This is a genomic window from Pseudactinotalea sp. HY160, assembly GCF_009372055.1.
Taxonomy (GTDB): domain Bacteria; phylum Actinomycetota; class Actinomycetes; order Actinomycetales; family Beutenbergiaceae; genus HY158.
The window spans coordinates 36827-52784 of record NZ_WHMT01000020.1; the positions used below are offsets into that span (position 1 = coordinate 36827).

The 15958-nt window shown below is 71.9% G+C and carries 11 protein-coding genes, 1 tRNA gene and 1 pseudogene; 6 read left to right on the plus strand and 7 right to left on the minus strand.

The annotated features are described in order from the left end of the window. Positions 1-48: 48 nt before the first annotated feature. Entirely contained in the window at positions 49-1176 is a 1128-nt protein-coding gene (locus tag GCG21_RS13945) for a PDZ domain-containing protein (protein ID WP_152910284.1), read from the plus strand. Positions 1177-1199: 23 nt separating this feature from the next. Here GCG21_RS13945 and GCG21_RS13950 read toward each other — a convergent pair whose 3' ends face one another. Next, on the minus strand, positions 1200-1796 hold the full coding sequence (locus GCG21_RS13950) for a PPA1309 family protein (RefSeq protein ID WP_227993861.1): 597 nt from the start codon (positions 1794-1796) through the stop codon (positions 1200-1202). A 109-nt stretch (positions 1797-1905) separates the two neighbouring features. Here GCG21_RS13950 and GCG21_RS13955 point away from each other — a divergent pair, with 109 nt between their 5' ends. Together GCG21_RS13955 and GCG21_RS13960 are read left to right on the plus strand one after the other, a co-directional pair. Next, the gene (locus GCG21_RS13955; RefSeq protein ID WP_370517529.1) at positions 1906-4947 is read left to right on the plus strand and encodes a UPF0182 family protein; all 3042 of its coding nucleotides are present in this window, start codon (positions 1906-1908) and stop codon (positions 4945-4947) included. Beyond that, positions 4944-5267: a GNAT family N-acetyltransferase gene (locus GCG21_RS13960; protein ID WP_152910285.1), complete on the plus strand. Its 324-nt coding sequence runs from the start codon at positions 4944-4946 to the stop codon at positions 5265-5267. Before GCG21_RS13955 ends, GCG21_RS13960 begins: the two co-directional genes overlap by 4 nt. Before the next feature lie 95 nt (positions 5268-5362). Here the strand turns inward: GCG21_RS13960 and GCG21_RS13965 are convergent, their stop codons facing one another. Beyond that, positions 5363-6100, minus strand: coding sequence for a SurA N-terminal domain-containing protein (locus GCG21_RS13965; protein ID WP_152910286.1), 738 nt, complete (start codon positions 6098-6100; stop codon positions 5363-5365). A gap of 293 nt (positions 6101-6393) precedes the next feature. Here GCG21_RS13965 and GCG21_RS13970 point away from each other — a divergent pair. Next, positions 6394-6470: transfer RNA gene (locus tag GCG21_RS13970), tRNA-Met, on the plus strand. A gap of 194 nt (positions 6471-6664) precedes the next feature. Here the strand turns inward: GCG21_RS13970 and GCG21_RS13975 are convergent. The 3 genes from GCG21_RS13975 to GCG21_RS13985 are packed head-to-tail and all read right to left on the minus strand — an operon-like array spanning position 6665 to position 8632. After that, a complete protein-coding gene (locus GCG21_RS13975) occupies positions 6665-7138 on the minus strand; it encodes a dihydrofolate reductase (RefSeq protein ID WP_370460123.1) in 474 nt (157 codons plus the stop codon). Positions 7139-7146: 8 nt separating this feature from the next. Continuing rightward, complete coding sequence (locus GCG21_RS13980) at positions 7147-7944, minus strand: thymidylate synthase (RefSeq protein WP_152910288.1); 798 nt, start codon at positions 7942-7944, stop codon at positions 7147-7149. 10 nt (positions 7945-7954) lie between these two features. After that, positions 7955-8632, minus strand: a complete 678-nt coding sequence (locus GCG21_RS13985) for a hypothetical protein (protein WP_152910289.1) — start codon at positions 8630-8632, stop codon at positions 7955-7957. Between the two features lie 424 nt (positions 8633-9056). On the opposite strand from GCG21_RS13985, the pseudogene GCG21_RS13990 reads away from it, so the two are divergent. Then, positions 9057-11522, plus strand: a pseudogene (locus GCG21_RS13990) (bifunctional proline dehydrogenase/L-glutamate gamma-semialdehyde dehydrogenase); the annotation flags it as partial. A gap of 485 nt (positions 11523-12007) precedes the next feature. Here the strand turns inward: GCG21_RS13990 and GCG21_RS17360 are convergent. Next, positions 12008-12496 carry a hypothetical protein gene (locus GCG21_RS17360; protein ID WP_370517531.1) on the minus strand — a complete coding sequence of 163 codons (489 nt, stop codon included), beginning with the start codon at positions 12494-12496 and terminating at the stop codon, positions 12008-12010. 18 nt (positions 12497-12514) lie between these two features. Here GCG21_RS17360 and GCG21_RS14000 point away from each other — a divergent pair, with 18 nt between their 5' ends. Beyond that, the gene (locus tag GCG21_RS14000; RefSeq protein ID WP_152910290.1) at positions 12515-13240 is read left to right on the plus strand and encodes a CoA pyrophosphatase; all 726 of its coding nucleotides are present in this window, start codon (positions 12515-12517) and stop codon (positions 13238-13240) included. 247 nt (positions 13241-13487) lie between these two features. On the opposite strand, the gene GCG21_RS14005 is transcribed toward GCG21_RS14000, so the two are convergent. Next, positions 13488-15641 (minus strand): HNH endonuclease signature motif containing protein, encoded by a 2154-nt coding sequence (locus GCG21_RS14005; protein ID WP_152910291.1) that lies wholly within the window; start codon positions 15639-15641, stop codon positions 13488-13490. Positions 15642-15958 lie beyond the last annotated feature (317 nt).

The window sequence follows — 15958 nt, forward strand, 5'->3', positions numbered from 1 at the left end:
ACGGTGCGCCGGCACGGCAGAGTAGGGTGCACCCAGGCCGTTTCGCTCATGGCGCAGCAACAGGAGGAGCAGCACCCGATGCAGACCCGGGGGTGGCGTGAGGGGATCACGCCGCGTGCAGTCACGACCGTCGCGAGCGGTGCGGTGTTCCTCATCGGCCTCGGCGCCATGCTCTTCTCGGCGGCGCCCTACGCCGTCGAATCCCCCGGCCCCACGATCGACACCCTCGGCGAGTACCGCGATGTCCAGCTCATCACCATCGAGGGGGCGCCGACGTATCCGGTCGAGGACCCGGACAGCCAGCTGCGGTTGACGACGGTCGTGGCGCTCGGCGGGCCCGGCTACCCCGTGCTGCCGGCCGGGGTGCTGCGGGGCTGGATCTCCGGGCACTCGACCGTGCTGCCGCGCGAGGCCGTCTACTCCCCGGAGCAGACGCGGGAGGAGGTCGCCGAGCAGGGGCAGGCCCAGATGCGCCGGTCGCAGGAGGACGCGACCGTCGTCGCCCTGACCGCGCTCGGCTACGACGTGCCGGCCGTGCTCACGGTGACCGGCGCCGTGCACGGAACCGGTGCCCAGGGCATCGTCGAGCAGGGCGACGTGCTCACGGCGATCACCCCCCGGGGACAGTCGACGACCGCGATCGACACGTATGCGGACCTCGCCGACACGCTCGCGGCCACACCTCCCGGCACCCCGGTCACGCTGACCGTCGAGCGCGACGGGGTGGCCACGGACCTGGTCGTCATGACCGGAGACGACGGCTACGGCGGCAGCACACTCGGGGTCTATCTCCAGCCGGAGTTCGATCTGCCCGTGCAGGTGACGGTCGACGTGGAGGACGTCGGCGGCCCCTCGGCCGGCACCATGTTCACGCTCGGCATCATCGATCGACTCACGCCCGGGGACCTGACCGGTGGGCACGTCGTGGCCGGAACGGGCACGATCTCCCTCACCGGGCGGGTCGGCCCCATCGGTGGCATCGTGCAGAAGCTGTGGGGTGCGCACCGGGACGGCGCCGAATTCTTCCTGGCGCCGGTGGCGAACTGCGCCGAGGTCGTGGGGAACGTCCCGGACGGCCTGCACGTCGCCGCCGTGAGCACGGCCGCCGAGGCGCGTGACGCCGTCGAGGCGATCGCCGCGGGCGACGGGCGGGAACTGCCGGGCTGCTCCCGCTAGTCCCCGTGGTTCCGGCAGTTCCGCTACGCGAGCGTCGCGGTCAGGGCCGCCACGAGCCCGGGTACGGCGTCGGGGGAGCCGGCCACCTGGTCGTCGGCGTCGTGCGCGCGTGAGCGCAGCGCGCACCACGTCTCCCCGCTGCGGAGCACCCCGACCGCGATCCGCACGTCCTCGCGGCCGGGATGGGCCAGGAGGGTCTCGAGCTGCTGGGAGGGGTCCGCGGGCAGATCCGCCTCCGCCTCCGGCGGAACGACGATCCGCTCGACGACGACGGCCGCACCGTCGACGGAGTCCGGCCAGGCGAGCTGGGCGAGCAGTTCCTCGAGGTTGGCGGCCTCGGGCAGGCCGTCCTGCTCGATCGTGAGCAGGTGGTGGCCGTCCAGCCCGGCCGCGGTGAGCGCCTCGGGCGGGATCTCGTCGGCGAGTCCGGGGTTCTGGGCCAGCGCCGCCGCGGTGTTGACGAGGGCGCACACCGTGACCGGCCCGTCCCAGCCGGCGGCGGCCGCGTGGCGCTCCAGGTCGACGACGGCGCTCGCCAGTGCGCGTCGCCGTCCGTTCTCGTCGGTGGCCTCGGCGTGCTCGGTCGAGGCGTCGGCGGGGTGTTCGGGACTGGTAGTCATGGCTCCATGGAACCAGGTTCAGATAACTGTGCGAAACTGCGACCTGGAAGACGTCCCGCCCAGCCGTGTTCCCCCGCGTCCCTTCCCGAGGTCTTGAGGTGCCCCGTCCGTGAGTAACGCTCCCCACCCCGCCCCCGCCCGAACCCGCCCTCGCGGCCCGCTGCTGCCGACGATCGGGATCATCGTCGGGCTCGTGATCGTGTTCTTCGTGCTCGCGCGCTTCTGGACCGAATGGCTGTGGTTCGGTCAGCTCGGCTTCACCGAGGTGCTGCGCACGGAGTGGATCACCCGGAGCCTGCTGTTCCTCGTGGCCGGCGGGATCGGCGGCGCGCTCATCTGGCTCAACCTGCACCTGGCCTACAAGAACCGGCCGATGTACGTGCCGGTGACCACGCAGCAGAACGACCTGGACCGGTACCGGGAGGCGTTCGATCCGGTGCGCCGGCTCGTGTTCGTGGCGGCGCCGATCGTGGCGGGCCTGTTCGCCGGATCCGCGATCAGCGGCCAGTGGAAGACCGTGCTCGTGGCGCTCAACGGCCAGCCCTTCGGTGAGAAGGATCCCCAGTTCGGGATCGACCTGTCGTTCTTCCTGTTCACGCTGCCCGCCGTGCGGATGGCCATCACCTTCCTCATGACGATCACGTTCTTCTGTGCGCTCGTCGCCGTGTTCACCCACTACCTCTACGGGGGCCTGCAGGTGAGCGGCAACCGGGGCGAGCGGATCTCGCGGGCCGCGCGGATCCACGTCGCGGTCCTCGCCGGGGTGTTCACGCTCCTCATCGCCGTGAACTACTGGCTCGACCGGTATTCGCTGCTCGCCAAGCAGGGCGACCGCTTCGACGGCGCCTCGTTCACCGACGTCAACGCCGTGCTGCCCGCGAAGGCGATCCTCGCCGTCGTCGGCGTGCTCGTGGCGGTGCTGTTCTTCTACACGAGCGCCCGCGGCAGCTGGAAGCTGCCGGCGATCGGCGTGGCGCTCATGGTCGCCTCGGCGGTCGTCGTCGGCGGAATCTACCCGGCCGTGATCCAGAGCGTGCGGGTGGACCCGAACGCGCAGGTGCTCGAGAGCGAGTTCATCCAGCGCAACATCGACGCCACGAGGGACGCCTACGGACTCGACGACCTGGACACCCAGCCCTATGCGGCGAGCACGGAGACCGAGAAGGGGCAGCTGCGCGAGGACGCCGAGTCGACCGCCTCGATCCGCCTCCTCGACCCGACCATCGTGTCCGCGACGTTCCGGCAGCTGCAGCAGAACAAGCAGTACTACCAGTTCCCCGAGGAGCTGGCCGTCGACCGCTACGACCTGAACGGGGAGACTCAGGGCAAGACCGACACGGTCATCGCCGTGCGCGAGCTCGACCTCTCCTCCGGCAGCGAGCGCAGCTGGGTGAACGACCACACCGTGTTCACCCACGGCTTCGGCGTCGTCGCCGCCTACGGCAACACGGTGACCGACGACGGTTCCCCGAAGTTCTTCGAGGGGGGCATCCCCTCGAAGGGCGACCTGCCCAAGTACCAGCCCCGCATCTACTTCTCCCCGGAGGCGCCCGAGTACTCGATCGTCGGCGCGCCCGAGGGCACGGACCCGTGGGAGCTCGACTACCCGGACGACGACGCCCCGAACGGTCAGGTGCTCAGCACCTACACTGGGGACGGCGGACCGTCGGTGGGCAACATCTGGAATCAGGCGCTGTTCGCGGCGCGGATGGGCTCGCCGGAGATCCTGTTCTCCGACCGCGTGACCCCCGAGTCCCAGATCCTCTACGAGCGTGACCCGGTCGCGCGGGTCGCGGCGGTCGCGCCCTACCTCACCCTCGACGGGAAGGTGTACCCGGCGGTCGTCGCGGGCGACGAGGGCGAGATCGACCAGGTCGTCTGGGTCGTCGACGGCTACACCACCTCGAACGAGTACCCGTACTCGGCCCGGCAGCAGCTCTCCTCGGCCGTGACCGACTCCCTCACCGCCGACGGCCGGCCCGGGATGGGGGTCGTCGAGGCGACCCAGCCGAACGAGGTCAACTACATCCGCAACTCGGTCAAGGCCGTGGTCAACGCCTTCGACGGGTCGGTCACCCTGTACGCCTGGGACACCGAGGACCCGGTGCTGCAGACGTGGAACGAGATCTTCCCGAACTCGCTCGAGCCCATCTCGGAGATCTCCGGGAGCCTCATGAGTCACCTGCGCTACCCGCTGGACATGTTCAAGGTGCAGCGCGAGCTCCTCACCCGCTACCACGTGACGGACGCGAGCTCCTTCTACTCCGGAGGCGACTTCTGGCGGGTGCCGAACGACCCGGTCGCCAGCGGCACCCAGGAGGTCAAGCAGCCCCCGTACTACCTCTCGCTGCGGATGCCCAGCCAGGACAGCGCGAAGTTCTCGCTCACGAGCTCGTTCATCCTCGACACCTCGGACCGGAACGTGCTCAGCGGGTTCCTCGCGGTGAACGCCGAACCCGGATCCGAGCCGGGCAAGATCGACGAGGACTACGGGCAACTGCGCCTGCTCGAGCTCCCACGCGATCAGACCGTCGCCGGTCCGGGGCAGGTCCAGAACAACTTCGACTCCTACGCACCGGCCGCGAACGAGCTGAACATCCTCGCCCGGGGAGGTTCCGAGGTCATCCACGGCAACCTCCTGACCCTGCCTGTGGGCGGCGGCCTGCTGTACGTGCAGCCCGTGTACGTGCAGGCCTCGGGCGGGACCCAGTTCCCGCTCATGCGCAAGGTGCTCGTCTCCTTCGGTGACGCGATCGGGTACGCCTCGACCCTGAACGAGGCCCTCGACCAGGTCTTCGGCGGCGACTCGGGCGTGACCACCCCCGATGCCCAGCCGGACGGCGAGGGCTCGGGTGAGGGCACCGGCGAGGGTTCGGGCGAGGGGTCCTCCGGTGGCGACACCGGCACCCTCGATGCCCAGGCCCGGCTCACGGCCGCGCTCGAGCGCGCCCGGGTGGCCATGGAGGATTCCAGCTCGGCGATGTCCGCGGGGGACTGGGCCGCCTACGGCACCGCTCAGGAGGCACTGGACCAGGCCCTGCAGGATGCGCTCGCCGCCGAGGCCGAGCTCACCGGCACGACTCCGCCCGCGGGCGACGAGCAGCCGACCGACCAGCCGACGGACCAGCCGAGCGAGGACTCGCAGGGATGAGCGACGGCGTGACCGTGCGCCACGACCCGCAGCGGTCGCGGTTCGTCGTCGCCGTCGAGGGCGAGGACGTCGGGGTCGCGGCCTACCACCGCGATCCCGGCACGGACCGCTGGGTCTTCGACCACACGGTCGTCGAGCCGGCCCACGGCGGGCAGGGCCTGGCGGGCCGGCTCGTGCGGTACGCCCTCGACCAGGCGGTCGCCGTCGGCGGGGTGATCGTGCCGGCCTGCTCCTACGTGGCCGCCTACGTGCGCCATCATCCCGAGTACGCCGACCACGTCGCGGAACGTCAGGATGTGGACGAGCGCGCCACCGACTAGCCGACCGCCGCGAGCGGATACGTCGACGCCCACCGGACCGAGTGGTCCGGTGGGCGTTCGCGTGGGGACGGCGCAGCGCGCCTATCGCAGGAGCGTCACAGGTTGATCGTCACGTCCGCGGCGTCGCGCAGCTTCGCGAGGACTCCCTCGATCGCCGTGTTCTGCTTCTCGCTCGTCGCCTGGCTCGCCAGCTGCTCGCGGGTCTCCTCGAACGTGGGGATCTCCTCCGTGCTCTCGCCCATCTGCGCCACCACGGCGTCGTAGAGCTCCCGCAGCTCCTCCTCGGTCGGCTCGGGCACGGAGACCTCGGACTCGAGGTAGGAACCGACCCGGAACTGGGAGGAGGCCTCGTCGCGGATCTCCTGCTCGGTCATGCCCTGCTCGGTGAAGGCGGCGATCACCTCGTCGGCGGAGCCCATGCCGAACTGGGCGGCGAGCTCCGCGAGGGTGCTGTCGATGTCGGCGTCGGTCACCTCGATGTCGGCGGAGGCCTGCATGAGCAGCTCGTTGTCCACGAGCAGGTCGGCGACCTGCAGCTTGAGCAGGTCCTGGTCGATCTCGCCGCCCTGCTGCGCGGCCTGCTGGAGGCGGGCCTCGAAGGCGGGCACGAAGTCGTCGCTGGAGATCTCGGTGTCGTTCACCTGGGCCACGACGTCCGGGATGCCGTCGAGGTCGGCCTCGGGCAGCGCGTTCTCGCCGCTGCCGTCCGTGGCGCCGGCGGAGGCGCTCTCGGAGGCCTCCGGGGATTCGCCGCCGTCGGCCTCGGGGCTGCAGCCGGCCAGCACGATGACGGCGGCGACCGAGGCCGCGAGGAGGGAACGTGTGATCCGCATGGAGGGACTCCTGGGTGGGGGACCGGGGATGGGTCGCCCGGTCTGGGCGAGCCAGTCACGTGGCGTGGGCACGGAACGCCCCGACGCTAACGCATGAACCTGGATCCGCCCTCAACGTCTCGCGGGCGGACTCCGATCACTCCGATCACTCCGTGCCCTCGCTGCCCTTGATGCCCTTGATGCCCGCCATGCCCTCGATGGGCCCGTGCCGGCCCCGCCGACCGGGGCGTTCGCCGCGGAATCACGCCGATTTGCATGGAGTGTCGCCAGCCCGTACAGTAGAGCCATACCGACGCGGGGTGGAGCAGTTCGGTAGCTCGCCGGGCTCATAACCCGGAGGTCGGAGGTTCAAATCCTCCCCCCGCCACCAAGGTTCAGGCCCGGAGATCCACGGATCTCCGGGCCTGAACGCATTGAGGGATCGGGTGTCCCACGCAGATGCGCCAGACCCGGGCACGAGTCGTGAGGCATTGGCCGACCGCTACGAACTCGGCCCGGCACAGGTCGACGACGCACGTCGCTTCGAGTGCAGCGAGAGGGGCGCGACGATGTCGTCTTCCCGGGTCAGCGGCGCCGGTACTCGCTGATACGGAAGGAGACGCCCGTGCGGGAGGTGCGCCACTCGCCGCGGGCGACCACGTGCCATTCGGGACCGATCCGCGGGGCGTGCGCGTCGCCGTCCACACGCAGGTCGAGTTCGGTGACCACGAGCCGGTCGGCGTACGGCAGGGCATCGGCGTAGACCTGGCCGCCGCCGCAGATCCACGCGTCCCGGCCGGCGACGAGGGCGAGCGCCTCGGCGAGGGAGCCGACGACCTCGGCGCCGCACGCGTCGTAGTCGGGTCGGGTGGTGAGCACGATGTTGCGGCGGCCGGGCAGCGGCCGGAACTTCGCCGGGAGCGCCTCGAACGAGGTGCGCCCGTGGATCACCGGGTCGGAGCCGGTGGTCGCCTTGAAGTGCGCGAGGTCCTCGGGCACGTGCCAGGGAAGGTCGCCGCCTGCGCCGATGACCCGGTCGTGGGCCTGCGCCCAGATCATGCCGAGCATCACACCGCCACCGGGGCCTTGATCGCCGGGTGGTGCTCGTAGCCGGACACGTGCACGTCCTCGAACGTGTAGTCGAACAGGGACGGCGCGTGGCCGAGTTCGAGCCGCGGGAACGGGTAGGGGGCGCGGCTCAGCTGTTCGCGCACCTGGGCGTCGTGGTTGTCGTAGATGTGACAGTCGCCACCGGTCCAGATGAAGTCGCCGACCTCGAGCCCGACCTGCGCGGCGACCATGTGGGTGAGCAGCGCGTAGGAGGCGATGTTGAACGGCACCCCGAGGAAGAGGTCGGCGCTGCGCTGGTACAGCTGGCAGGAGAGCTTGCCGCCGGCGACGTAGAACTGGAAGAGCACGTGGCAGGGCTGCAGCGCCATCGCATCGAGGTCGGCCACGTTCCAGGCGGAGACGAGCATCCGGCGCGAGTCCGGGTTCGTGCGCAACTGGTCGAGCACGCGGGAGATCTGGTCGATGTGCCCGCCGCCCGGGGTGGGCCACGAACGCCACTGCACCCCGTACACGGGTCCGAGCTCGCCCGCCTCGTCGGCCCACTCGTTCCAGATCCGCACCCCGTGCGCCTGCAGGTAGCCGATGTTCGACTCGCCCCGCAGGAACCACAGCAGCTCACCCACGATCGACTTCAGGTGCACCCGCTTCGTGGTGACGAGCGGGAACCCGGCCGCGAGGTCGTAGCGCAACTGGTGGCCGAAGATCGAGCGGGTGCCGGTGCCGGTGCGGTCGGACTTCGGCGTTCCGGTGGTCAGCACGTGGGAGAGCAGCGCTTCGTATTGGGTGTCCGCCATGGCGCCCATGCTAGGCGAAGGCCTCCTCGACGCCGTCGACGACGATGCGCCCGAGCGCCCGGCTCCCCGTGTAGCCGACCACGGCCCCGACCCCGTACGGCAGGAGGCGGCCCGCGGTCACGGCACCGACGCGGGTGATGCTGTGCCGCAGCACCCGCCCGTACAGCCGCTTGTTCACCCGCGCGACCGTGGTCACCGGCAGGTCGAGCAGGAGGGTGCGTCCCCAGGTCGGCGGCGTCACCCGCAGTTCCTCGGAGAGGAACGTCCCGCTCTCCCGGCCCAGGAGCGCGGCGAGCACGAGCGCGCGGCGGCGAGCGACGTCGTCCACAGGCATCCCCTCGAGCTCAGCGACGGCGAGCACGAACGCGGCGGAGGCGCCGACGAAGGACCCCACGTGCCCGGCGGTGAGCGCGAGCGCGCCGGCGCCGCGCAACCGTGGCGCCGCGGCCGCCGCCCCGGTCAGCCCGCCGGACGCCGCTGCGGCGAACAGGTACCGCTGGGTGAGCATGTAGCGCAGGTCACCGGTGCTCGCCTCCGGATACGCCGAGCGCATCCGCGCGATCCGCGTGCGGACGGCGCCCGCCGAGGCCTCGAGGAGCGGGTCACCCGGCCGCGGCGAGAGCACCGGTAGCGCGCCGGGGCCGTGCGCTTCGCCGACGGGCGCTCGAGTATCGGTCGGGTCGGCCATGCTTCTCCCCTTTCATGTTCGGTAGCACTTACATTAGACGGTGAGACCGTCGCGGCCGGCACCGATCCACCTCGGCGGTCTCGAGCCACCCGCATCGGGGAGAGTCACCGGGCGGCCATCAATCAGGAGGGCACCGTTGAACATCGTGGACCAGCTCATCGACCCCGCGATCCAGCTTGCCCGGGAATGGGCGAGCGCGAGTTCCGGCCCGCAGTCCGCGCGGGAGCGCCGCACGTCCGGCCAGCTCGCCACGCTCGTGGCGGATCCGGCCGGGCTCGACCTGGCGGTCCGGTTCGTGGACCGGGTGGCCCGCCCCGAGGATCCGCTCGCCGCGGGGCGCGCGCTCGCGCAGCTGCGGGGGAGTGCGGCCTTCCTGTCCGCGGCGGACCGGGTCCTGCTCGGCGCGGGATCGGCGCTCGCCGGGATGGCGCCGCGCCTGGTCATCCCGGCGGCGCGGACGCGGCTGCGCCACCTCGTGGGCCACCTCGTGGTCGACTCCGCCGACCCGGCGCTCGCGAATCACCTCGCGCTCGGCTCCCAGAGCGGCCAGCGGCTCAACCTCAACCTGCTCGGGGAGGAGGTGCACGGCGAGGCGGAGGCGGCCTCCCGCACCAACCGCACGATCGAGCTACTCGGGCGGGACGACGTGGACTACGTCTCGGTCAAGGTCTCCTCCCTCGTCTCCCAGATCAGCACGTGGGACACCGCCGGTGCCCGTGAGCGCGTCATCGAGCGGCTCCGGCCGCTGCTGCGGGCGGCCCAGGCCTCGGATCCGCAGAAGTTCGTCAACCTCGACATGGAGGAGTACCGGGACCTGGCCCTGACCGTCGAGGTGTTCGAGCACCTCCTCGCCGAGCCGGAGTTCATGTCGTTGCAGGCGGGGATCGCCCTCCAGGCCTACCTGCCCGATTCGGTCGAGGCGATGGACCGGCTCATCGGGTTCGCCCTGGCCCGGTACGACGCCGGCGGGGCTCCGATCAAGGTGCGCCTGGTCAAGGGCGCCAACCTCGCCATGGAGAAGGTCGAGGCCGAGCTGCACGGCTGGGCGCAGGCGCCGTACGAGCGCAAACGCGAGGTGGACGCGAACTACCTGCGCCTGATCGAGCGGGCGCTGCGGCCCGAGAACGCGCACGCCGTGCGGCTCGGGGTCGCCTCCCACAACCTCCACCACGTGGCCTTCGCCCACCTGCTCGCCGCGGAACGGGGCATCGCCGCGGCCCTCGACGTGGAGATGCTGCAGGGGATGGCGCCGGCGCAGGTGCGGGCCGTGCAGGCGAGCGTGCCCAACCCGATCGTGCTCTACACGCCGGTCGTGGCCAGGGCCGACTTCGGCGTCGCGGTGTCCTATCTCGTGCGCCGGCTGGAGGAGAACGCCGAGCCCGAGAACTTCCTCCACGCCCACTTCACCTCCGACCCGGAGGCGATGACCCACCAGGAGGTCGCCTTCCGGCTCGCGGCCTCCTCGCTCGAGGGCACCGGGGACCGCCCCCGACGGTCCCTGCAGCGCCCGCCGGCCGGCCCCGCGTTCGCCAACACCAGCGACTCCGACCCCGCCCTCGCGCCGGTGCGCCAGCGTGCCCGTCGAGCCGTGGCGGAACCGGCGCCGGAGGTGACGATCCCGCAGCTCGAGACGACGGCCGAGGTCGACCGGGTCGTGGCTCGGGGCCGGGAGGCCGGCGCCGCCTGGTCCGCGCTGCCCGCCGCCGACCGGGCCGCCGTGCTGCGTGCGATCGCCGACCGGCTCGAGGCACATCGCTGGGAGCTCGTCACCGCCATGGCCGCCGAGGGCGGCAAGACCGTCGCCGAGGCCGACCCCGAGGTGAGCGAGGCGATCGACTTCGCCCGCTACTACGCCGACCGCGCCGAGGACCTGCCCGGGCTCGCCGCGGCCGAGGGACTCACGTTCACGGCCCATACGCTCGTGCTCGTGACCCCGCCGTGGAACTTCCCGGTCGCCATCCCCGCCGGGGGAGTGCTCGCCGCGCTCGCGGCCGGGGCCGCCGTCGTGCTCAAGCCCGCACCGCAGGTGCCCGCCTGCGGGCAGGTGGTCGTGACCGCGATCCACGAGGCGCTCGCCGCCGCGGGGCAGCCGAGCGATCTCGTGCAGGCCGTCCGCGTGGCCGAGGACGACCGCGGCCGCTCGCTCGTGGCGCACGAGGGCGTCGACGCGGTGATCCTCACGGGCGCCTACGAGACGGCTCGCCGGTTCAGCGAGTGGCGGGCCGACCGCCCCGGCGGCCCGCGCGTGTACGCGGAGACGAGCGGCAAGAACGCGTTGATCGTCACCTCGAGCGCCGACTACGACCTCGCGGTCGCCGATGCCGTGCGCTCCGGGTTCGGGCACGCCGGCCAGAAGTGCTCGGCCGCCTCGCTGCTCATCCTCGTCGGTTCCGCGGGCCGGTCCTCGCAGCTGCGCCGCCAGCTCATCGACGCCGTCTCCTCCCTGCGCGTGGGGATGCCCACGGACCTCGGAGCCGGGATGGGCCCGGTCATCGAGGCCCCGAGCGGCAAGCTCGAGCGCGCGCTCACCTCCCTGGAGGAGGGCGAGTCGTGGTGGGTCGAGCCCCGGCGCCTGGACGAGTCGGGCCGGCTGTGGTCGCCCGGGCTCAAGGACGGCGTCCGGCCGGGTTCGTGGTTCCATCACACCGAGTGCTTCGGCCCGGTCGTCGGAGTCATGCACGCCCGGGATCTCGACGAGGCGATCGAGTGGCAGAACCAGGTGGCCTACGGGCTCACCGGCGGGCTGCACAGCCTCGACCCGGACGAGATCGGAACGTGGCTCGAGCGCGTCGAGGTGGGCAACGCCTATATCAACCGGCACATCACCGGAGCGATCGTGCAGCGGCAGTCCTTCGGCGGTTGGAAGCGATCGGCCGTGGGGCCCGGCGCGAAGGCCGGCGGGCCGACGTACGTGGCCCAGCTGGGGACGTGGAGCCAGACCGCCGACCCGCAGGTGCTCGGCCGGGTCGGGCCGCGGGTCGCGGCGATGCTCGAGGACGTGGCCGGCTGGGTCTCCCCGGTCGACCAGTCCGTGCTGCACAACGCCGCCCGTTCCGACGGTGCGGCCCGCGACGACTACTCGATCGACCGGGATCCGAGCGGGCTCGCCGCGGAGTCCAACGTGCTGCGGTACCGCACCGTCCCCGGTGCGACCGTGCGTGCGGGCACGGACGTCACCCCCGCTCAGGTCGTGCGCATCATGCTCGCGGCGGCGTGCGTCGGTGTGCCGATCGAGGTGAGCGTCGCCCCGGCGATCGCACAGTCGCTTCCGGAGGACGCCCGGCCCGGCCACGCCGGTCGTTCGGACCCGCCGCCCGCGAGCGGGCCGGGCACCGCCGACGGTGTTCCGACCCCGGAGATCCCGGCCCGCCTCAGTCACGTGTGGCGCGTGGAGACCGGCGAGGAGTTCGCCCGACGCGTGAGCACTCGCGAGGTGACCGGCCGAGTGCGCGTGCTCGGGGAGCGTGAGCTCGGCGGGCTCGCGCGTGCGATGAACTCCGAGGTGGCCGACGTGACCCTGTTCTCGGGACCGGTGCTCACGTCCGGGCGGCGGGAGCTCCTCGTGTTCCTGCGGGAACAGGCCGTGAGCCGCACGCTGCACCGCTTCGGACACGTGGCCGCCACCCCGGAGCAGTCGGGCCCCATCGCGCAGCCGGGCCCGATCGAGCAACCAGGCCCGATCGAGCAACCGGGCCCGATCGAGCAACCGGGCCCGATCGAGCAGTCGGGGCCGACGGATCCTCCGGCGGCGCCGGGAGCTGCTGCGCCGGCGCAGCCGCCCGGCCCGCCCGTGCCGCCCGGCCCGCCGGCGGGAACCACGGGCGGCCCCGAGACCGCGCCGTTCCAGGACGATCTGCACGCCACGGGTGCCGGGCGCCCCGAATGACGGCCGGGCCCGCCATGCCCGAGAACCCGAGCACCGTGGGTGAGGCGGGCTCCCGGACATGGCGGGCCGACCTCGATTCGCTCGTCGGACGCTACCGCGCGGGTGACCTCCCGGGTCTCGAGGGGCCCCATCGTTACGACCCGGCGGAGGCGCGCGGATTCCGGCGCGCGGCCGTGCTCGCGCTGTTCACGCCGAGCGCGGCGCCGCCGGGCTCCGGCATCGACTTGTTCCTCGTGCAGCGCTCACCCCATCTCCTCCATCATCCCGGGCAGATCGCGCTGCCCGGTGGCGGCATCGACCCCGGGGAGAGCATCCTCGAGGCCGCGGTGCGGGAGGGGGAGGAGGAGACGGGCGTTCCCGCCGCCGGGATCGAGATCGTGGGCAGGCTTGGCACCGTGACCGTGCCGGTGAGCGACAACATCGTCACGCCCGTGGTCGGCTGGTGCGACGACCCTGGACACCTGCCGCACACCGACACCGCCGAGGTGCTCGAGCCGCTACGCGTACCGGTCACGGCGCTCCTCGACCCGGCGAACCGGGCAACGATCACCTTCATGGGGCACCGATCCGCCGGATTTCGAGCGCCCACCGGCTGGGTCTGGGGATTCACGGGGAATCTCCTCGACTATGTCTTCGATCAGCTCGGCTGGACCGTTCCCTGGGACCGCGCGGTCACCCGGCGGCTCACCCTCGACGAGGCGCGCGGGCGAGGGCTGACCTAGGAGCTCGCCGCGCCGAACAGGGCCGGTGTCGCAATCGGCCTGTCGCTGCCGCCGCGTGACGCCCACCGGTCGCCGACGCCGTGGCCGCGGCCATCGCGGCTTGGATCGAGCCCATCCGGACCAGTGCCCGCGCAGCGTGCCGATGCTCGCGCGCCGCGCGGATGTTCGCCGCGCCGATGTTCGCCGCGCCGATGTTCGCCCGGCCGCGCCGATGCTCGCGCGGCCGGGCGGGACCTCCGTCAGGCGGCTACCTGGACGGCGGCTGCGGGGGCCGGTCGGCGAGGATGGCCTCGAGGTCGGCTTCGCTGGGGTCGACCTCGCTGTCGGCATTGCCGTATTCGTAGTCGAGGGCGTCCATGAAGGCCTCGTCGAGGTCGTCGCGGCGGGCCCGGGAGTCCGGGCACGCTTCATGGCTCGGGACCTCCTCGAGTCCCGGGAGGGTCTCGAGACCCTGGGGGCCCTGGAGTGCGGCGAGGTCGTGGCGGTGCCAGGCCTGGTCGGTGACCTCGCTCGTGCCGGTCGGGGTGCGTAGGAACCGTAGGCCCATGGGGCCGCTCCAGTAGTAGGTTCCGGGTCCGAGCATGACGTAGGACCAGGAGCCGCGGCCCTGCGGCTGTCCGGGGTGGTTGTGGGTCTTCCAGCGATGGTGCCGGCGGCACAGGCTGGCGAGGTTGCAGGTGCAGGTCGGCCCGCCGACCGGATCGCCCTGGGCATCGGTCTTCCAGGAGTCGATGTGGTCGGCATCGCAGGCCCGGGCCGGGCGGGCGCAATTGGGGAACACGCAGGTTCGATCCCGTAGGTGGAGGTGGTCCTTGATCACGTCCCCGGCGGCATAGCCGGCGACTTCGTGTTCGGTCTCGAGGTCGATGACCGGACGCACGAATATCTGCGGCCCCCACGGCCCACCAGACCCGCGCGGCCCGCCAGGACCACCAGGCCCGCGCGGTCCGTCAGCGGGCGCGCTGTCGGGCATGGCCGGGCCGTGGGGTGTGGTGAACATGGCCGCGATCTCGGCGGCGCTGATCACGAGCCCGGGCGGGATCCCCGGCCCCTCGATGCGCACGGGTTCACGGGACAACCGCCCCGCGACATAGGCCGAGTGGGTCGGGCCCGCGCAGAAGCCATCGTCGGGCGGGCCACCGGGATCACGATCGGGATGACCAGGAGGCCGGTCGCCGGGATGGCGATCGGGTGGTCGGTTTCCAGAATGACAGTCGGGACGGTCGGGTGGCCTGCCGTCGGGCCAGAACGCGGAGGCGTTCATATGCAGGTACATGACGACCTTCGCCCGCGGCACGCCCCGACCCGACCACGCAGGCCCGCAGGACACACCACCGCCCGCAGCCGTCGCAGGCGCCTCGCCGGTCGGGTCCGCCGCAGCTCCGGCCGCCGCAGCTTCGCCCACCGCCGTTCCGGCAGCGGGGCCCGCGGCTGTGCGCACGATCGAGCCGTCGAACTGGCCCGCGGCTTCATCGGGAGTCAGATCGACTGCAGCGGCCGCAGCCACGCTCACAGCACTGCTGGTGCCAACTGTGCCGTCCGTGCCGCCCATGCAGTCCGGCACCCCCGGTCCCTGGGTCTGCTGGGCCTCCTGTGCCTGCTGGCCTGATTGTCCGTTGGTGAGGTCGAAGCCGTCTTGCCGGGCCGGTGCGGGGTGGTGGGTGGCGGCGATGATGCCCTCGAACGTGAGGGAGCGTCGGGCGTCGAGGACCTCACCCGATCCGGCGGCCTTGAGTTGGGCGGCCCCGAAGGCCAGGCTCTGTTCCAGATCGAGGGCCGCGAAGGTGGACACGATCGCGTCGATGCGGCCGGTGCCGTCGGTGCCGATGTGGACATCGGCCCGGCGCGGATCGGCCTGCGCCCGCTGCAGGTCGGCGTATTGGTCGGGCATGTGGGTGATCATCGCCTCCCGCACGAGACCCTTGATGGCGTATCGGCCCCGGATCGCCCCGGCGGCAGCGACCTGGACATCGACGAACCGGGCCGCCTCATCATTCAGGCCGAGGGTCTGTTCGGCCACGAGCCGGGCCGTGTGCGCCCGGGTGCGCCCATCGAGCACGCGCCCGTACAGCAGCGGCAGGCGTTCGGCGACCTCGAGGGCTTCGAGGAGCATCGCCTGGGCGGCGTCGGTGGAGAAGCCGGTCACGGCCGCGAACCAGTTCGCCGCCGAATCACAGTACGAGACCCCCAGGGCCAGATCGGTGTGACAGGACCACGCCCCGCAGTCTTCGGTGACCGGGCTGCGTTGGGCGATCTCGATCGCCAGGAAGAACAGATCGGCCTCCGCGCCCGCCTGGACCTTGCGGACCTGGCGGACCCGGTCCAGTACCGCGTCCTCGGAGGCGAGCGAGGCGATCTCCGCTCGCCTCGCTCGCATCTGCCGGGCCGCCTTCGTGCTCATGAAACAACCCTAGAACCGAGCACCGACATCCACCCCGGACGGCAGGCGATGCCCACACATTGCGCGACGGCATCGCCCGCATCTCGCACACCGGTGGAGCGCCACATTCTTGGTCCGCTGCTCGCTCGGGTCCCAGCAACCAACGAGTGTTCGCTCAGGTCCGGGCACCTGGACCGTCCCCGGTTTGGTGGACAGTTGGGTTAGCTGCCGTGGACAAGGGAGGCAGTACAGTGGGATCGACTCGCCGGAGTTTCACGGATGAGTACAAGGCCAGCGCGGTCGCGTTCGTGTTGGACGAGCAGCGGTCTATCGCCGAG